The sequence below is a fragment of the Bordetella petrii genome (assembly GCF_017356245.1).
GTDB lineage: Bacteria > Pseudomonadota > Gammaproteobacteria > Burkholderiales > Burkholderiaceae_B > Bordetella_A > Bordetella_A petrii_D.
The window spans coordinates 1,417,580-1,432,181 of record NZ_JAFMZZ010000001.1 but is presented as its reverse complement, the minus strand read 5'-3'; the positions used below and the strand labels follow the sequence as shown (position 1 = coordinate 1,432,181).

The window sequence follows — 14,602 nt, the reverse complement described above, 5'->3', positions numbered from 1 at the left end:
TTCCGATCCCGCCCCGGCGCCAGCCGGTCCGCCAGGCCCGGTGGTGGCGCTGCACGGCAAGGGCGTGGCGCGCGGATACGCCATCGGCCGCGCGGTGGTCATGGGCGCCGCCTCGCTCGAAGTGGCGCATTACCGCATCGCCGCCGACGATGTCGCGGCCGAAAGCGAGCGCCTGACCCAGGCGCTGGCCCGCGCCCAGGACGACCTGCTGCAAATGGCCGATACCCTGCCGGCCGACGCGCCGCGCGAACTGGGCGCCATGCTGAATGTGCACCGCCTGCTGCTGGCCGATCCGCTGCTGGCCGAGCAGACCCGCGCGCTGATCGCCGAACGCCACTACAACGCCGAATGGGCGCTGGCCGCGCAGGGCCAGATCCTGGGCGAGCAGTTCGACGCCATGGAAGACGAATACCTGCGCGAGCGCGGCGCCGATGTCCGCCAGGTCATCGAGCGCGTGCTGCAAGTGCTGTCGGGCAGCACGGCCATGCTGCCCGACGCCGGCACCCTCGACGGCGACGACCCCCTGGTCGTCGTGGCGCACGATATTTCGCCGGCCGACATGCTGCGCCTGCGCGGCGGGCGTTTCGCGGCGTTCGTCACCGACCTGGGCGGGCCCACCTCGCACACCGCCATCGTGGCGCGCAGCATGGGCGTGCCCGCGGTGGTGGCGCTGGGCAATGTGCGCGAACTGGTGCGCGACGGCGACACCCTGGTGGTCGACGGCGCCGCCGGCGTGGTGCTGGTCAATCCCGGGCCGGTCATGCTGCAGGAATACCGCGACCGCCAGGTGGCCTACCTGGCCGAACGCGCCGAGCTGGCCCTGCTGCGCGACGAACGCGCCGTTACTCTGGACGGCATCGATATCGTGCTCAACGCCAATATCGAGCTTCCCGACGAAGCCGCCGCGGCCCTGGCCGCGGGCGCGCAGGGCATCGGGCTGTTCCGCAGCGAATTCCTGTTCATGGGGCGGCAGTCGCTGCCCGACGAAGAAGAGCAATACCAGGCCTATGCGGCGGTGGTCCGGGTCATGGGCGGCCGCCCGGTCACGATACGCACTCTGGATATCGGCGCCGACAAGACGCTCGACGACGAGGCCACGGTGGCCACCAATCCGGCGCTGGGGCAGCGCGCCATCCGCTATTGCCTGGCCCGCCCCGAGATGTTCGCCACCCAGCTGCGGGCCATCCTGCGGGCGTCGGCGCACGGCCACGTGCGCCTGCTGCTGCCCATGGTGACGCACATGCACGAGGTCACGGCCGCCCTGGCCGCCATCGAGTCCGCGCGCCGCGAGCTCGATGCCGGCGGCCATGCCTATGCCGAACGCCTTGAAGTGGGGGCCATGGTCGAAGTGCCGGCCATCGCCATCGCCATCGAGCCGTTTGCCCAGGCGCTGGATTTTCTTTCCATCGGCACCAACGACCTCATCCAGTACACCCTGGCTATCGATCGCGGCGACCACGACGTGGCCGGCCTGTACGATCCGCTGCATCCCGCGGTGCTGCGCCTGGTGGCCAATACCATCAATGCGGGCGCGCGGGTCGGCAAGCCGGTGGCCGTATGCGGCGAGATGGCGGGCGACGCGCGGCTGACGCGGCTGCTGCTGGGCCTGGGCCTGACCGAATTCTCGATGCACCCGCAGCAGCTGCTCGACGTCAAGCGGGAAATCCGCCGCGCCCACAGCAACGACCTGCGGGTCAAGGTGGCCACGGCCCTGAACCGCGCGCTGCCGGTCGACCTGGACCTGCTCGGACAGGGCTGATTCCGGCCTGTGGGCGCGGGCCGCTCAGGCGGCCACGTCCACGACCAGTTTGCCGAAGTTGCGTCCTTCGAGCAGCCCGATGAAGGCCGCCGGAGCCTGTTCCAGCCCCGCGACCCGGTCTTCCCGCAGCTTGACGCGGCCCGCCTCGATCCAGGCGCCCATGTCCTGCCGGAACGCCTCGTAGCGTTCGGCGTAGTGGTCCAGGATAATGAAGCCCTGCACGCGGATGCGCTTTTGCAGCACGGCGGCCATGGCGGCCGGCAGCCGGTCGGCGCCGGCGGGCGGAACCGGATCGTTGTAATGCGCGATGATGCCGCACACCGGCACGCGCGCGCCGATATTCAGCAAGGGCAGCACGGCATCGAACACCGCGCCGCCCACGTTCTCGAAGTAGACATCGATGCCGCCGGGGCAGGCGGCCGCCAGCCGGCCGGCCAGTTGCGGGTCGCGGCGGTCCAGGCAGGCATCGAAGCCCAGCTCCTCGACGGCATAGCGGCATTTGTCGGCGCCGCCGGCAATGCCCACCACGCGCGCGCCCTTCAATTTGGCGATCTGCCCCACCACGGAGCCCACCGCGCCGGTGGCCGCGCCCACCGCCACGGTCTGGCCCGGCTGGGGCTGGCCGATGTCCAGCAGGCCGACGTAGGCGGTGAAGGCCGGCATGCCCAGGCCGCCCAGCGCCAATGAGGGCCGTTCCATATCGCCCAGCGGCAGCAGATCCTGTCCGTCTGACAGGGCGTAGTCCTGCCAGCCGGCATTGGCCAGCACCAGGTCGCCGGCCTGGAAGCGGGGATGGCGCGAAACGACCACGCGGCTGACCGTGCCGCCCACCATGGGCTCGCCCAGCGGCACGGCGGGGGCATACACCGGCCCGGTTTCGTCCATCAGGTTGCGCATATAGGGGTCCAGCGACAGGCACAGGGTGCGCAGCAGCACCTGGCCGTCCTGCGCGCGCGGCACATCGGTATGTTCCAGGCGGAAATCCCGCGTCGAGGGCAGGCCGCGCGGATGGGCGGCCAGGACGATGCGGCGGTTGGTGGTATTGCTTTGCGGCATGCGGGGCTCCAGGAAAGCGGCGGGCGGCCTTGTGGGCCGGGTTCGCCGCGGATTGCAGATAGTAGGCGGGGCCGGGCCGGATCCGCGGGGCGTCCTTGCGCCCGGTGGGGTCTCTGGTTTCCGTGTTTTGTGTTGCAATGCACAAATATTTTGCCGCTATGGGCGACACGGCTGTGAGCATCGGACGGATAGCAAGGACTGTGCGTAATTGGCAACGAATTATCTGATCCATCAATTTATGTTGTGGGGCAGCAATTTCAGATCTAAGATGGATTCGTGTGGTTCCCTTTCATTCTTCTCAAGGAGTAGGTCATGGAAGATTCCACCAGCAGGGCCGCGAAGCCGGGCAAGCCGGCAGGCGGGGCGCCGGGTGCGTGGCGCCGTTTTCAGCGGCGCGTCACCAGCTTCCTGGAGTCGGTGGGCGAAATACTGCATGGCATGGACGAGGCTCGCCAGATCCATCCCACGATTTCGGCCTATCACGACCCCCGGCGCCGCTGAACTGGCCTTTCTGCAGCCAGGCAAAATGCCAGTCTCGCGGCTGGCATTTTGTTATGCGCGCGGCCAGCGATAATGGGGCCTTACCGGAGGCCCCTGAATGCTTGTCATCGATACCGACCACACCCGCCGCGCCCTGGCGTTTCCCGCGGTGATCGCGGCGCTGCGCGCGGCGTTTCGCGCCGGCGCCACGGTGCCGCCGCGGCACGTGCATGCCATCGAGTCGGGCGGCGCGCACGGCACGACGCTGATCATGCCGGCCTGGAACGAGCAGGGCTATTTCGGCGTGAAGGTCATCAATATTTTTCCCGAGAACACGCGCCAGGGGCTGCCCGGCCTGCATGCCATTTACACGCTGTACAGCGCGCGCACCGGGGTGCCGCTGGCACAGGTCGACGGCGATGTCGTCACCGTGTTCCGCACGGCCGGCGCGGCGGCGCTGGGCGCGTCGTACCTGGCGCGCCAGGATGCGCGGGTGCTGCTGATCGTGGGGTCGGGGCGCATCGCCGGGCTGCTGGCGCCCGCCATGCGCGCCGTCCGGCCCATTGAACGCGTGCTGGTCTGGAACGTGCGTCCGGCCGGCGCCCGGGCGCTGGCCGAGTCGCTGGCGCGGCAGGGCTTCGAGGCGCAGGCGGTCGATTCGCTGGAATCCGCCGTGCGCCAGGCCGACATTGTCAGCTGCGCCACCTTGTCGACCGAGCCGCTGGTGCGCGGCGCCTGGCTGCGGCCCGGCACCCACCTGGACCTGATCGGCAGCTTCAAGCCCGACATGAAAGAAACCGACCCGGCCTGCTTTGCCGGCGCCGAGGTCTATGTGGACACCGACGAAGCGCCCACCAAGGCCGGCGACCTGCTGGCGGCCTTCCAGGCCGGCGTGTTGGCCCGAGAAGACATCAAGGGAACGCTGGCCGACCTGATCGCGGGCCGCGCGCCGGGCCGCCGCGACGACGGCCAGATCACCGTATTCAAGGCGGTGGGCAGCGCGCTGGAAGACTTGACTCTGGCGGCCATGGCCTACGAGGCGCATGCGCAGCCCGGACCGGCCGCGTCTGGGGCAAAATAGCGCCTTGCGCCACCGCGGCGCGTTTTTCTCCACCACTCTGCCGGACCACCGCCATGCCCACTCCGCTGCTACGCCTGGCTGCCATTGCCGCCACCATCCTGCCGATGCTGTCCTGGTCGGCCCGCGCCGAAGTCGTGATCGGAATCGACGTCTCGACCACCGGGCCGGCTGCCGCCATCGGCATCCAGACCAGCAATGCCCTGCGGCTGTGGCCCGCCACGCTGGGCGGCCAGCCGGCGCGCTACATCGTGCTCGACGACGGCACCGACGTCAGCCGGGCCGTGAAGAACCTGCGCAAGCTCACGTCCGAAGACAAGGTCGACGCCATCGTCGGCCCCAATATCACCGCGGCGGCGCTGGCCGGCCTGGACGTGCTGGCCGAGACAGGCACGCCCATGGTGGCCCTGGCGGCCTCGGCCGTCATTGTCGAGCCGCCCGACGACCCCAAGCGCCGCTGGGCTTTCAAGATGCCGCAGAATGATTCGCTGATGGCCACGGCCCTGGTGCAGGACATGCGCAGCAAGGGCATCAAGACAGTCGCCTTCATCGGCTTCGCCGATTCGTACGGCGACAGCTGGTGGAACGAGTTCAGCCAGGCCGCCGGCAGCGACATCAAGCTGGTGGCGCACGAACGCTTCCAGCGCAACGACGCCTCGGTCATGGGGCAGGTGCTCAAGGCCATTGCCGCCAAGCCCGACGCGGTGCTGATCGCCGGCTCGGGCACGCCGGCCGCCTTGCCGCAGAAAACCCTGGTCGAGCGCGGCTACAAGGGGCCCATCTACCAGACCCACGGCATCGGCACGCTCGAATTCCTGCAAGTGGGCGGCAAAGACGTCGAAGGCACGCTGTTTCCCACCGGCCCGGGGGTGGTGGCGCGCGAGCTGCCCGACAGCAATCCGGTCAAGAAGGTTGCCGTGGCTTTTGCCGACAAGTACGAGGCCCAGCATGGCCCGCATTCGCTGACCCAGTTCGCCGGCGATGCCTATGGGGCCTGGATGCTGCTCGATTCGGCGGTGGGCCGTGCGCTCAAGACCGGGGCCAAGCCGGGTACGCCCGAGTTCCGGGCGGCGCTGCGCGACGCCATCGAAAACACCCACGACCTGGTCGTGCCCAACGGCGTGCTGAATATCTCCAAGACCGACCACCAGGGCTTCGACGAGCGGGCGCGGGTCATGGGCGTGATACGCAACGGACGCTTTTCCTACGCTCAGTAACAGCAGCGTTACACCGGGCGCGGGCCGCTGATCCAGCCGCCGCGCCCGTCCCGCCGCGATACGCGGACTTCGCGGGCAGGCCACAGGCCTGCTTTTTTTATCGCTATATACTTTGTGCTGAAATGATTAATTGACGTACTATTTCGCGTGAATTAATTCTGTGCATAAATATTTTGATAGGGAGTGGCGCATGACACGCATTCTGAACACGACGAAATGGGCCGTACTGGCGCTGAGTCTCGGATTGATGGCGGCATGCAACGATTCCGGATCCGATGAGCAGGCGGCCAAGCAGTCCGCCGCCAGCAACCCGCCGCCCGCCGCGCAAAGCACGCTGGAAGCCGCCAAGGCCGCCGGCAAAATCCGCATCGGCTATGCCAACGAAGCCCCTTATGCCTATATGGACAGCGGCAAGAACGAGATCACCGGCGAAGCCGTGGAAATTGCCCGCGTGGTGCTCAAGCGCATGGGCATCAACGAAGTGGAAGGGGTGCTGACCGAGTTCGGCTCGCTGATTCCCGGCCTGCAGGCCAAGCGCTTCGACATTATTGCCGCGGGCATGTATGTCACGCCCGAACGCTGCCAGCAAGTGGCGTTCTCGAACCCCACCTACGGCGTGGGCGAGGCATTCCTGGTGCAGAAGGGCAATCCCAAGAGCCTGCACAGCTACGAAGACATCGCCAAGAAAGACGACGCCAGGCTGGGCGTGGTCGTGGGCGCCATCGAGGGCGAATATGCCAGCAAGATGGACATCCCGGTCGACCGCGTGGTGGTGTTCCCCGATGTGGTCAGCGCCTTGTCCGGCGTCCAGGCCGGCCGGGCCGACGCATACGCGGCCACCGCCATGACCATCAACGACCTGATGAAGAAGACCGCCGCGGGCGATCTGGAAAAGGCCGAGCCGTTCACCGACCCGGTCATCGATGGCAAGAGCGTGCGCGGCTACGGCGCGTTTGCCTTCCGCAAGGATGACCAGGCCTTTGTCGATGCCTTCAATGCCGAGCTGGCCAAGTTCATCGGCACCGAAGAGCACGCCAAGGTGGTCGAGCCGTTCGGCTTCACCAAGGCGGAACTGCCGGGCGACGTCACCGCGGCCAAGCTGTGCGCGGCGAACGGCCAGTAACGCGTGGCTATTTCGATAGAGGGGTTCGCGACGCTGCTGCCGCCGCTGCTCGACGGTTTGTCGATGACGCTGCGCATCACCATCGGGGCGGCCTTGCTGGCGGTGCCGCTGGCGCTGGCCGCGGGGCTGGCGCGGCTGTCGCCGCACCGCTGGGTCAGCTGGCCCGCGCTGGCCTATGTAGAGGTGTTCCGCGGCACCTCGGCCCTGGTGCAGTTGTTCTGGTTCTATTACGTGCTGCCGCTGTTCGGCCTGAAGCTGCCGGCGGTCACGGTGGGCATCGTGGTGCTGGCCGCCAATGCCGGCGCCTATGGCGCCGAGGTGGTGCGCGGCGCCATCCTGGCGGTGGCGCCGGGCCAGCGCGAGGCCGCCGTGGCGCTGAACATGACGTCGGTGCAGAGCATGCGGCGCATCGTGCTGCCGCAGGCATTCCCCGCCATGCTGCCGCCGGCCGGCAACCTGCTGATCGAGCTGCTGAAGAATACGGCGCTGGTGTCGCTGATCACCATTACCGACCTGACCTTCCGCGGCCAGATGCTGCGCGCCGAAACCCTGCGCACCACTGAGGTTTTCATTCTGCTGCTGCTGCTGTACTTCGCCGTGGCGCTGGTCATCACGGCGGGCATCCGCCTGCTCGAGCGGAGGTTCCGGGTCCGATGAGTCCGATTTTCGACTGGGCCTTCGCCTGGAAAATCCTGCCGGCGCTGGGTTCGGCGCTGATCATCACGGTGCAGGCGACGGTGCTGGGCATGCTGCTCGCCGTGGTGCTGGGCCTGGTGCTGGCCATGCTGCGGCGCGCGCACATGCGCTGGATATCCGCGCCGGTGGCCGTGCTGATCGAGTTCGTGCGCAGCACGCCGCTGCTGGTGCAGATGTATTTTCTGTTCTATGTGCTGCCACAAAGCGGCGTGCAGATGTCGCCGCTGGCGACCGGCATCCTGGCGCTGGGCGTGCACTACGCGGCCTACTGCGCCGAGGTCTATCGCGCCGGCATCGAGTCGGTGCCGCGCGGCCAGCTGGAGGCCGCCACGGCCCTGAACATGTCGCCCTGGCGCACGGCGGTGGGCGTGGTGCTGCCGCAGGCCATCCCGCCCGTCGTGCCGGCGCTGGGCAACTACCTGGTGGCGATGTTCAAAGACACGCCGCTGCTGTCGGCCATTACCGTGGTCGAACTGCTGCAGCAGAGCAAGATCATTGGATCGGCCACCTTCCGCTATACCGAGCCGCTGACCCTGGTGGGCCTGCTGTTCCTGCTGCTGAGCCTGATCGCGGCCTGGGGCGTGCGCCGCCTGGAAGCATGGCTGAAAAAATTCGGAGGCTCACGATGAGCGCAAGCATACGCCTGACCAACCTGTGCAAACGCTACGGCGAACTCGAGGTGCTGCGCGGCATCGACCTGGATATCCCGGCGGGGCAGACCGTATCCATCATCGGCCCGTCGGGCTCGGGTAAATCGACCCTGCTGCGCCTGCTGATGACGCTGGACCGGCCTACCAGCGGCGAGATCCTGATCGATGGCGAGTCCATGTGGGCCGATGCGCAGGGCCGCGCCATGGGGCCCAATTCGGCGCACGTGCGGCGTGTGCGCGGCAAGATCGGCATGGTGTTCCAGCACTTCAACCTGTTTCCGCACAAGACCGCACTGGGCAACGTGATGGAAGCGCCCATCTACGTGGGCGGCGTGCCGCGCGGCGAGGCCTCGCAGCGCGCGCGCGAATACCTCGAACTGGTGGGCCTGGGCGACAAGCTGGATGCCTATCCGGCGCAGCTGTCGGGCGGGCAGAAGCAGCGCGTGGGCATTGCCCGGGCCCTGGCGATGCACCCCGAGATCATGCTGTTCGACGAGGTGACCTCGGCGCTGGACCCGGAACTGGTGGGCGGCATCCTGCAGATTCTGCGCGACCTGGCGGCCAAGCGCACCATGACCATGATCATCGTCACCCACCAGATGGGTTTCGCCGAGCGCAGCTCGGACCGCACGCTGTTCTTCGACCAGGGCAATATCGTCGAAGACGCGGAATCCAGCGTGCTGTTCGCCAGCCCGCGCGAGGAACGCACGCAGCAGTTCCTGCAATCGGTGATCGAGGCGGCATAGGGCAGGGTGCCTGGCACCCTGCGGCGAAGCGGCGGTTCAGCGCGCCTGTGCGTACGCCCGCGCCAGGCCGGCGTGCAGGGCTTCGGCGAAATCGGGGCGGGCCGGGTCCAGGTCCGACATCAGGCGCGCCAGCACCACGTTGTCTTCTTCGCCGTGCCACATTTTCACGTAGGTGCCGGCCTTGTAGCCGTTTTCCTGGCGGAAGATGTTCAGTACGTTCTTGGACACGTACTGCGTAAAGGCATCGTTCCACGACAGCTCGCAGCGCGCCATGGTGCATTCCAGCGTCTTGTAGCTGGCGCGGCCGCAGACGGCCAGGCCGCCGATCAGTTCGAGCAGTTCCGGCACGTCGAGTTCGGTCAGGCGATACGTGCGGCCGTCGAGCGCGATCGCGTCGGGCGAGGCCAGGTCGGCCACCAGCAGCAGCGCCGCATCGGCGGCCGAGCCGCCCGCCGATACCAGTGTGTGCGACAAGTAGAAATGCAGGATGTCGACCAGTTCCATTTGCACCTGCGGCAGGTCGATGGTCTGCTTCTTCCACCATTTCCAGCCATGGTGCTCGAGCGCTTCGGCGGATTCGACGAACGCGGCGCGCAGGAAGCGCGAACCGCCGCTGATCCATTGGGGGTTGATGATGCTGTTGAGGCGGTCCTGCAGTTTCAGCATGGTTGCCGCCTGGGCTTCGTTCAATCCGGCCGGGGTGTTGCTCACGTTCGCTCCGCAATATCTGTAGGCGTGGCCGCCATGGGCCGGAAATGTTAGCACCAAGCGGCGCCGGCCCGGCCCGGATCAGGCCTGGCGCTTCTTGCCGCCGGGCAGGGTGGACAGCGGCGGCAGTTTGGGCAGCGGGGCGCGGGTTTGCGCCGAGCGCAGGCGGCTGCCGCCCTTGAACAGCATGAACGCGCACACCGCCAGGAAGATCACCGGGATCAGGTCGTCAATGTCGACGGTATCGCGGTCCAGGGCCGCGACCAGCATGCTTACGGCATGCCACAGCGCGAACATGCCGGCTATCGTCAGGCCCAGGGCGATGCGGCGCTGGCCGGTGCGGGCGGCCAGGGTGGGCGGCGCGGCGGCAGGCTCGGCGGGGCTGCCGGGCGCGGCCGGCGCGGGGGCGCCCGCGGCGTCGGCCGGCTGCGCGGCGCCGCGCCGGCCGCCGCGCGGCACACCCCGCTGGCGCGGCGGCACCTGGCCGGGCGAGCCGCCCGCCTGGCGATTCAGCATTTCGATATAGCGCACGAAATCGCCGTCTTTGGGTTCGCCATCGAGGGCCATGGGTAGCGTCCTGTGAAAGCCGGCCGGACGGCCGATGCGGTATCTTAACGCCTGCCGCCGCGCAGGATGCCGCGGCGCCTTCATCGTTCATCGCGGAAATCTCCCTCGCCACATGGATTCACTGACACAAGCGGTGCTGGGCGCCGGCATCCAGGGCACGCTGCTGGGCCGCAGCCAGGGCCGCAAGGCCCTGCTGTACGGCGGCCTGCTGGCCACGCTGCCGGATCTGGACGTGCTGATGCACTACCCGGATCCGGTGTCTCTGATGACCTACCACCGCGGCTTTTCCCACTCGGTATTCGTGCTGACCGCGCTGGCCGCCGTCCTGGCCTGGCTGGTGCGCAAGAAATGGCCGCACGCGCCTTACAGCGGGGCGCGCCTGTTCCTCACGCTGTTCCTGGTGCTGGTCACCCATCCGGTGCTGGATGCGTTCACCGTCTACGGTACCCAGCTGTTCTGGCCCTTGCCGCGCATTCCCGAAAGCTGGTCGGCAGTGTTCATCATCGATCCCGTCTACACGCTGCCGCTGGCGGCGGCCGTGCTGGGCGCGGCGCTGTTCGGCTGCACGCGGCGGGCCCGGCTGGCGCTGGCCGCGGCGCTGCTGTTCAGCACGGCATACCTGGGCGTGTCGCTGGCGGGGCGCTGGCATGCCGAACAGCGGGTGGCGCAGGCGCTGCGCCAGCAGGGGGTGCAGCCTGCCGCGCTGCTGGCCACGCCCATGCCGTTCAACACGCTGCTGTGGCGCGTGATCGCCAAGGACGGCCAGGGCCAGTATTACGAAGCCGTCAGCGGCTGGTTCGATCGCGATCCGCCCGAAATGCTCGCCTTGCCGCTGCACCTGGAGCAGCGCGGCATCCTGGATGGCGTCGCGCTGCACGAACGCCTGCGCTGGTTCACCAACGACTGGCTGCGCTACGACGTGCTGGGCGATTCGCTGGTGGTTACCGATCTGCGCATGGGCGTGGCCGGCTATTACACCTTTCGTTTTGTCATGGCCGAACGCGGCGGCGATGGCGCCTGGCGGGCCGTCACCCCGCACCGCTGGCCCAGCCGGCGCGGCGGCTGGCCGCAGATGCAGCTGCTGCTGGCGCGCATCTTCAATAGCGCAATGCCTTTGCCCCTGGCCGATTGGGCCGTCCACGCCACCCGGCCGGAGTTGACGCCGTAGCGCTACAGGCGGATGCCGGGCTCGTGCTTGATGGTCTGCATCACGATGTGGGTGTAGAACGCCTGCACGTTGTCGTCGTGCTCGAACAGCCGCTCGGCCAGTGCCAGGTAGTCGTCCATGTCGCGCATGTGCGCGATCAGCACGCAGCTGACGTCGCCGGTGACGGCATAGCACTGCGTGACCGCGGCTTCGCTGCGCACCCGCGCCAGGAATTCCTGGCGGTGCGCGGCCCCGTGGCGGGCAAACTCTATCGTGACGATGGCCGACAGTCCACGGGCTACCTGGGCCGGGTCCACCACGGCCACGATGCGGCGGATGACCCCGTGTTTTTTCAGCCGTTCGACGCGGCGCAGGCAGGCGGATGGCGACAGCCCGATGCGGCCGGCCAGGGCGGTGTTGGACAGGTCGGCGTCGCGTTGTAACTGGGCCAGAATGCGGTGGTCCAGGCTATCCAGTTCCATGGCGCACTTTTTATGTGTGAAAACACCAAATTAGCACAATAAAACGTCGTTTTGCACAAGAATATGCATGCCTATTTCGAGCCGCCTGACCTATGCTGGCGGTTCTTTTCTCTTCCCGTTTTGCTACCTACAAATAGCCATGCCGTATCTGTTGAATCTGTTGCGCCGCAGCCGCCGGCTGTTCTGGGTCCTGATCAAGATCATGCTGCCGGTCATGGCGCTGGTGCAGGCGGGGCAATGGCTGGGCTGGATCGATGTGCTTGGCCAGGCCATTGCGCCGGCCATGGCCTGGCTGGATCTGCCGCCCGAGGCCGGCATGATCTGGGTGGCCGGTGTATGCGTCGGAGTCTACGGCGCCATCGGGGCGCTGATCGGGCTGGCTCCCCAGCTGGATCTCAATGTGGCGCAGCTCAGCGCCTTGTGCGCCATGGTGCTGTTCGCCCACGGGCTGCCGGTGGAGCAGGCCATCGTGCGCCGCGCCGGGGCCAGTTTCTGGGCCACGGCCGCCTTGCGGGTGGGCGCGGCCATCCTGTACGCGGGCGCGGTTGCCTGGGCCTGCCGCTGGGGCGGGTGGCTGCAAGAGCCGGTATCGCTGGGCTGGCTGCAGAGCTCGGCGCTGGCCGCCGACGCCCAGGGCAGCGGGGTGCTGGACTGGCTGCGCGGCACGGCCGTGTCGCTGCTGTTCACTTACGGGGTCATCGTGGCCCTGCTGGTGCTGCTGGACATCTTCGAACGCACCGGCCTGACTCGCGCCATCACCGCCATGCTGATGCCGCTGCTGCGCGTGTCGGGGCTGGACGCGCGCGTGGCGCCGGTGACCACCGTGGGCGTGCTGCTGGGCCTGAGCTATGGCGGGGCGCTGATCATCGAAGAAGCCGACAAGAACCAGTTGCCGGCGCGTACGCGGTTCCTGGCGCTGGCCTGGATATCCCTGTCGCATTCGCTGATCGAAGACACGGCCCTGTTGCTGACGCTGGGCGCAGATATCTGGATCATCCTGGTCGGACGCATTCTGCTGACCCTGGCCGTGGTGGCCCTGCTGGCACGGCTGATCAAGGGCGGGGGCCCGGCCGATGCGCGGCTCAGCCCGGCGGCCGGGTAAGCGGTAAGCCAGCTGCCTGTTACGGCAGGCGCGCCGCGATCTCGGCGATCAGCCGGCGTGCCGCGTCCAGTTTCGAGCCCGCCGGCAGCGGATGCGCGCCGTTGGCATCGAACAGCACCAGTTCGGTGGAATCGGCGTCCATCACCTTGTGGGCCAGATTGCCCACCAGCAGCGGAATGCCCTTGCGCAGCCGCTTGGCCTCGGCATGCTCGGCCAGTTTCTCGGTCTCGGCGGCAAAGCCCACGCACCAGGGGCCGCCCGGCAGTTTCGCGACTTCGGCCAGGATGTCGGGATTGGGCTCGAACTCGAGCACCGGCGCGCCGCCGCCTTCCGTGGTTTTCTTCAGTTTCTGGCTGCTGACGTTCTTCACGCGCCAGTCGGCCACCGCGGCCACGGCAATGAAGACATCGGCATCATGGGCGTTGGCCATGACCGCATCGTGCATCTGGCGGGCCGTAGTAACGGGCAGCGCGGTAACGCCGCGCGGCATGGGCAGGGCGGTGGCGCCCGTTATCAGGGTGACGCGGGCGCCGGCTTCGCGCGCCGCGCGCGCCAGCGCGTAGCCGGTCTTGCCGGAAGAGCGGTTGCTCAGCACGCGCACCGGGTCCACCGGTTCGGAGGTGGGGCCGGCGGTCAGCAGCACATGGCGTCCGGCCAGCACTTTGGGCTGGAAGAAGGCGATCAGGTCGGCCAGCAGTTCATGCGCTTCGAGCATGCGGCCATCGCCGGTTTCGCCACAGGCCTGTTCGCCCGAGGCGGGGCCGAGCACGGCGATGCCATCGGCCCGCAGCTGCGCCACATTGCGCTGGGTGGCCGGGTTGGCCCACATTTCGCGGTTCATGGCGGGCGCGACCAGCAGCGGGCAGGCGCGCGCCAGGCACAGCGTGGACAGCAGGTCGTCGGCCAGGCCGTGCGCCAGCTTGGCCATGAAGTCGGCGCTGGCGGGCGCCACCAGCACGGCATCGGCGCCGCGCGTCAGCTCGATGTGCGCCATGTTGTTGTCGATGCGGGCATCCCAGGCATCCAGGTATACCGGGCGGCCCGACAGGGCCTGCATGGTGACCGGGGTGATGAAATGCGTGGCCGCCTGCGTCATTACCACGTCGACCACGGCGCCCTGTTCAGTCAGGCGCCGTACCAGCTCGGCGATCTTGTAGCAGGCGATACCGCCGGTCAGGCCGAGAACAATGCGTTTGCGTGCAAGATCGAGCATGGCGGGCCGGCGCGCGGGGCGCCGTCAGTGGCGGTGAAGGGAACAGGGCAATTTTAAGCGCTGCGCGACCGGCGGGCGCGCAGCAGCTCGTCCAGCACCAGCAGGATGGCGCCGCAGGTGATGCCCACGTCGGCCAGGTTGAATGCCGGATACTGCCAGTCTTTCCAGTAGAAAAGCAGGAAATCGATGACGTGGCCATATGCCATGCGGTCGATCACATTGCCCAGCGCGCCACCCAGGATCAGCGACAGCGCCAGGCAGAAGCGCGCCTGGCCGGCGTGGCGGCGCAGCAGCCAGACGATGACCCCCGACGCCACGATGCCCAGCGCCGTGAAGAACCAGCGCTGCCAGCCGGCTTCCGATGCCAGGAAGCTGAAGGCCGCGCCGCGGTTGTACACCAGTGTGAAGTCGAACACCGGCAGTATGTTGACGCGCTGGCCGTAAGTGAAACTGGCGTCGAAATACAGCTTGGTGGCCTGGTCGAGAATGATCAGCAGCGCGGCCAGGGCCAGCCAGCGCCCGATGCGCGGCGAGCGGCCCGTTGCGGCGGCATTGCCGGCGGAAGCGGCGGACATGGT

The 14,602-nt window shown here is 67.9% G+C and carries 16 protein-coding genes; 10 read left to right on the top strand and 6 right to left on the bottom strand.

Annotation, left to right across the window (positions count from 1 at the left end; translation table 11 throughout):
• Positions 1 to 49: 49 nt before the first annotated feature.
• Complete coding sequence (gene ptsP / locus J2P76_RS06920; protein WP_278253157.1) at positions 50 to 1,759, top strand: phosphoenolpyruvate--protein phosphotransferase; 1,710 nt, start codon at positions 50 to 52, stop codon at positions 1,757 to 1,759.
• Positions 1,760 to 1,783: 24 nt separating this feature from the next.
• Here ptsP and J2P76_RS06915 read toward each other — a convergent pair whose 3' ends face one another.
• Positions 1,784 to 2,815: an NADP-dependent oxidoreductase gene (locus tag J2P76_RS06915; RefSeq protein WP_207405589.1), complete on the bottom strand. Its 1,032-nt coding sequence runs from the start codon at positions 2,813 to 2,815 to the stop codon at positions 1,784 to 1,786.
• Positions 2,816 to 3,127: 312 nt separating this feature from the next.
• Between J2P76_RS06915 and J2P76_RS06910 the strand changes: the two genes are divergently transcribed.
• From J2P76_RS06910 to ehuA, 7 genes are all read left to right on the top strand, one after another.
• Positions 3,128 to 3,316, top strand: a complete 189-nt coding sequence (locus J2P76_RS06910; RefSeq protein WP_207405588.1) for an XRE family transcriptional regulator — start codon at positions 3,128 to 3,130, stop codon at positions 3,314 to 3,316.
• A 97-nt stretch (positions 3,317 to 3,413) separates the two neighbouring features.
• Entirely contained in the window at positions 3,414 to 4,376 is a 963-nt protein-coding gene (locus J2P76_RS06905) for an ornithine cyclodeaminase family protein (RefSeq protein WP_207405586.1), read from the top strand.
• Positions 4,377 to 4,429: 53 nt separating this feature from the next.
• Complete coding sequence (locus tag J2P76_RS06900; protein ID WP_207405584.1) at positions 4,430 to 5,590, top strand: ABC transporter substrate-binding protein; 1,161 nt, start codon at positions 4,430 to 4,432, stop codon at positions 5,588 to 5,590.
• 190 nt (positions 5,591 to 5,780) lie between these two features.
• Positions 5,781 to 6,713, top strand: coding sequence for an ectoine/hydroxyectoine ABC transporter substrate-binding protein EhuB (gene ehuB, locus J2P76_RS06895; protein ID WP_207405582.1), 933 nt, complete (start codon positions 5,781 to 5,783; stop codon positions 6,711 to 6,713).
• A gap of 3 nt (positions 6,714 to 6,716) precedes the next feature.
• Positions 6,717 to 7,370, top strand: coding sequence for an ectoine/hydroxyectoine ABC transporter permease subunit EhuC (gene ehuC, locus J2P76_RS06890; RefSeq protein WP_431603381.1), 654 nt, complete (start codon positions 6,717 to 6,719; stop codon positions 7,368 to 7,370).
• Positions 7,367 to 8,038, top strand: a complete 672-nt coding sequence (ehuD, locus tag J2P76_RS06885) for an ectoine/hydroxyectoine ABC transporter permease subunit EhuD (protein ID WP_207405579.1) — start codon at positions 7,367 to 7,369, stop codon at positions 8,036 to 8,038. The genes ehuC and ehuD overlap by 4 nt, the downstream gene beginning before the upstream one ends.
• A complete protein-coding gene (ehuA, locus tag J2P76_RS06880; protein WP_207405578.1) occupies positions 8,035 to 8,805 on the top strand; it encodes an ectoine/hydroxyectoine ABC transporter ATP-binding protein EhuA in 771 nt (256 codons plus the stop codon). Before ehuD ends, ehuA begins: the two co-directional genes overlap by 4 nt.
• 36 nt (positions 8,806 to 8,841) lie before the next feature.
• Here ehuA and J2P76_RS06875 read toward each other — a convergent pair whose 3' ends face one another.
• Positions 8,842 to 9,471 carry a dUTPase gene (locus J2P76_RS06875; RefSeq protein ID WP_207409141.1) on the bottom strand — a complete coding sequence of 210 codons (630 nt, stop codon included), beginning with the start codon at positions 9,469 to 9,471 and terminating at the stop codon, positions 8,842 to 8,844.
• 123 nt (positions 9,472 to 9,594) lie between these two features.
• Positions 9,595 to 10,080, bottom strand: a complete 486-nt coding sequence (locus J2P76_RS06870) for a hypothetical protein (protein ID WP_207405576.1) — start codon at positions 10,078 to 10,080, stop codon at positions 9,595 to 9,597.
• 112 nt (positions 10,081 to 10,192) lie between these two features.
• Between J2P76_RS06870 and J2P76_RS06865 the strand changes: the two genes are divergently transcribed.
• Complete coding sequence (locus J2P76_RS06865; RefSeq protein WP_207405574.1) at positions 10,193 to 11,248, top strand: metal-dependent hydrolase; 1,056 nt, start codon at positions 10,193 to 10,195, stop codon at positions 11,246 to 11,248.
• A gap of 2 nt (positions 11,249 to 11,250) precedes the next feature.
• On the opposite strand, the gene J2P76_RS06860 is transcribed toward J2P76_RS06865, so the two are convergent.
• Positions 11,251 to 11,709 carry an Lrp/AsnC family transcriptional regulator gene (locus tag J2P76_RS06860; RefSeq protein WP_207405572.1) on the bottom strand — a complete coding sequence of 153 codons (459 nt, stop codon included), beginning with the start codon at positions 11,707 to 11,709 and terminating at the stop codon, positions 11,251 to 11,253.
• Between the two features lie 139 nt (positions 11,710 to 11,848).
• Here J2P76_RS06860 and J2P76_RS06855 point away from each other — a divergent pair, with 139 nt between their 5' ends.
• The gene (locus J2P76_RS06855; RefSeq protein ID WP_207405570.1) at positions 11,849 to 12,811 is read left to right on the top strand and encodes a hypothetical protein; all 963 of its coding nucleotides are present in this window, start codon (positions 11,849 to 11,851) and stop codon (positions 12,809 to 12,811) included.
• A gap of 19 nt (positions 12,812 to 12,830) precedes the next feature.
• Here J2P76_RS06855 and coaBC read toward each other — a convergent pair whose 3' ends face one another.
• A complete protein-coding gene (gene coaBC / locus J2P76_RS06850) occupies positions 12,831 to 14,024 on the bottom strand; it encodes a bifunctional phosphopantothenoylcysteine decarboxylase/phosphopantothenate--cysteine ligase CoaBC (protein WP_207405568.1) in 1,194 nt (397 codons plus the stop codon).
• Between the two features lie 53 nt (positions 14,025 to 14,077).
• Positions 14,078 to 14,599: a signal peptidase II gene (lspA, locus tag J2P76_RS06845; RefSeq protein WP_207405566.1), complete on the bottom strand. Its 522-nt coding sequence runs from the start codon at positions 14,597 to 14,599 to the stop codon at positions 14,078 to 14,080.
• Positions 14,600 to 14,602 lie beyond the last annotated feature (3 nt).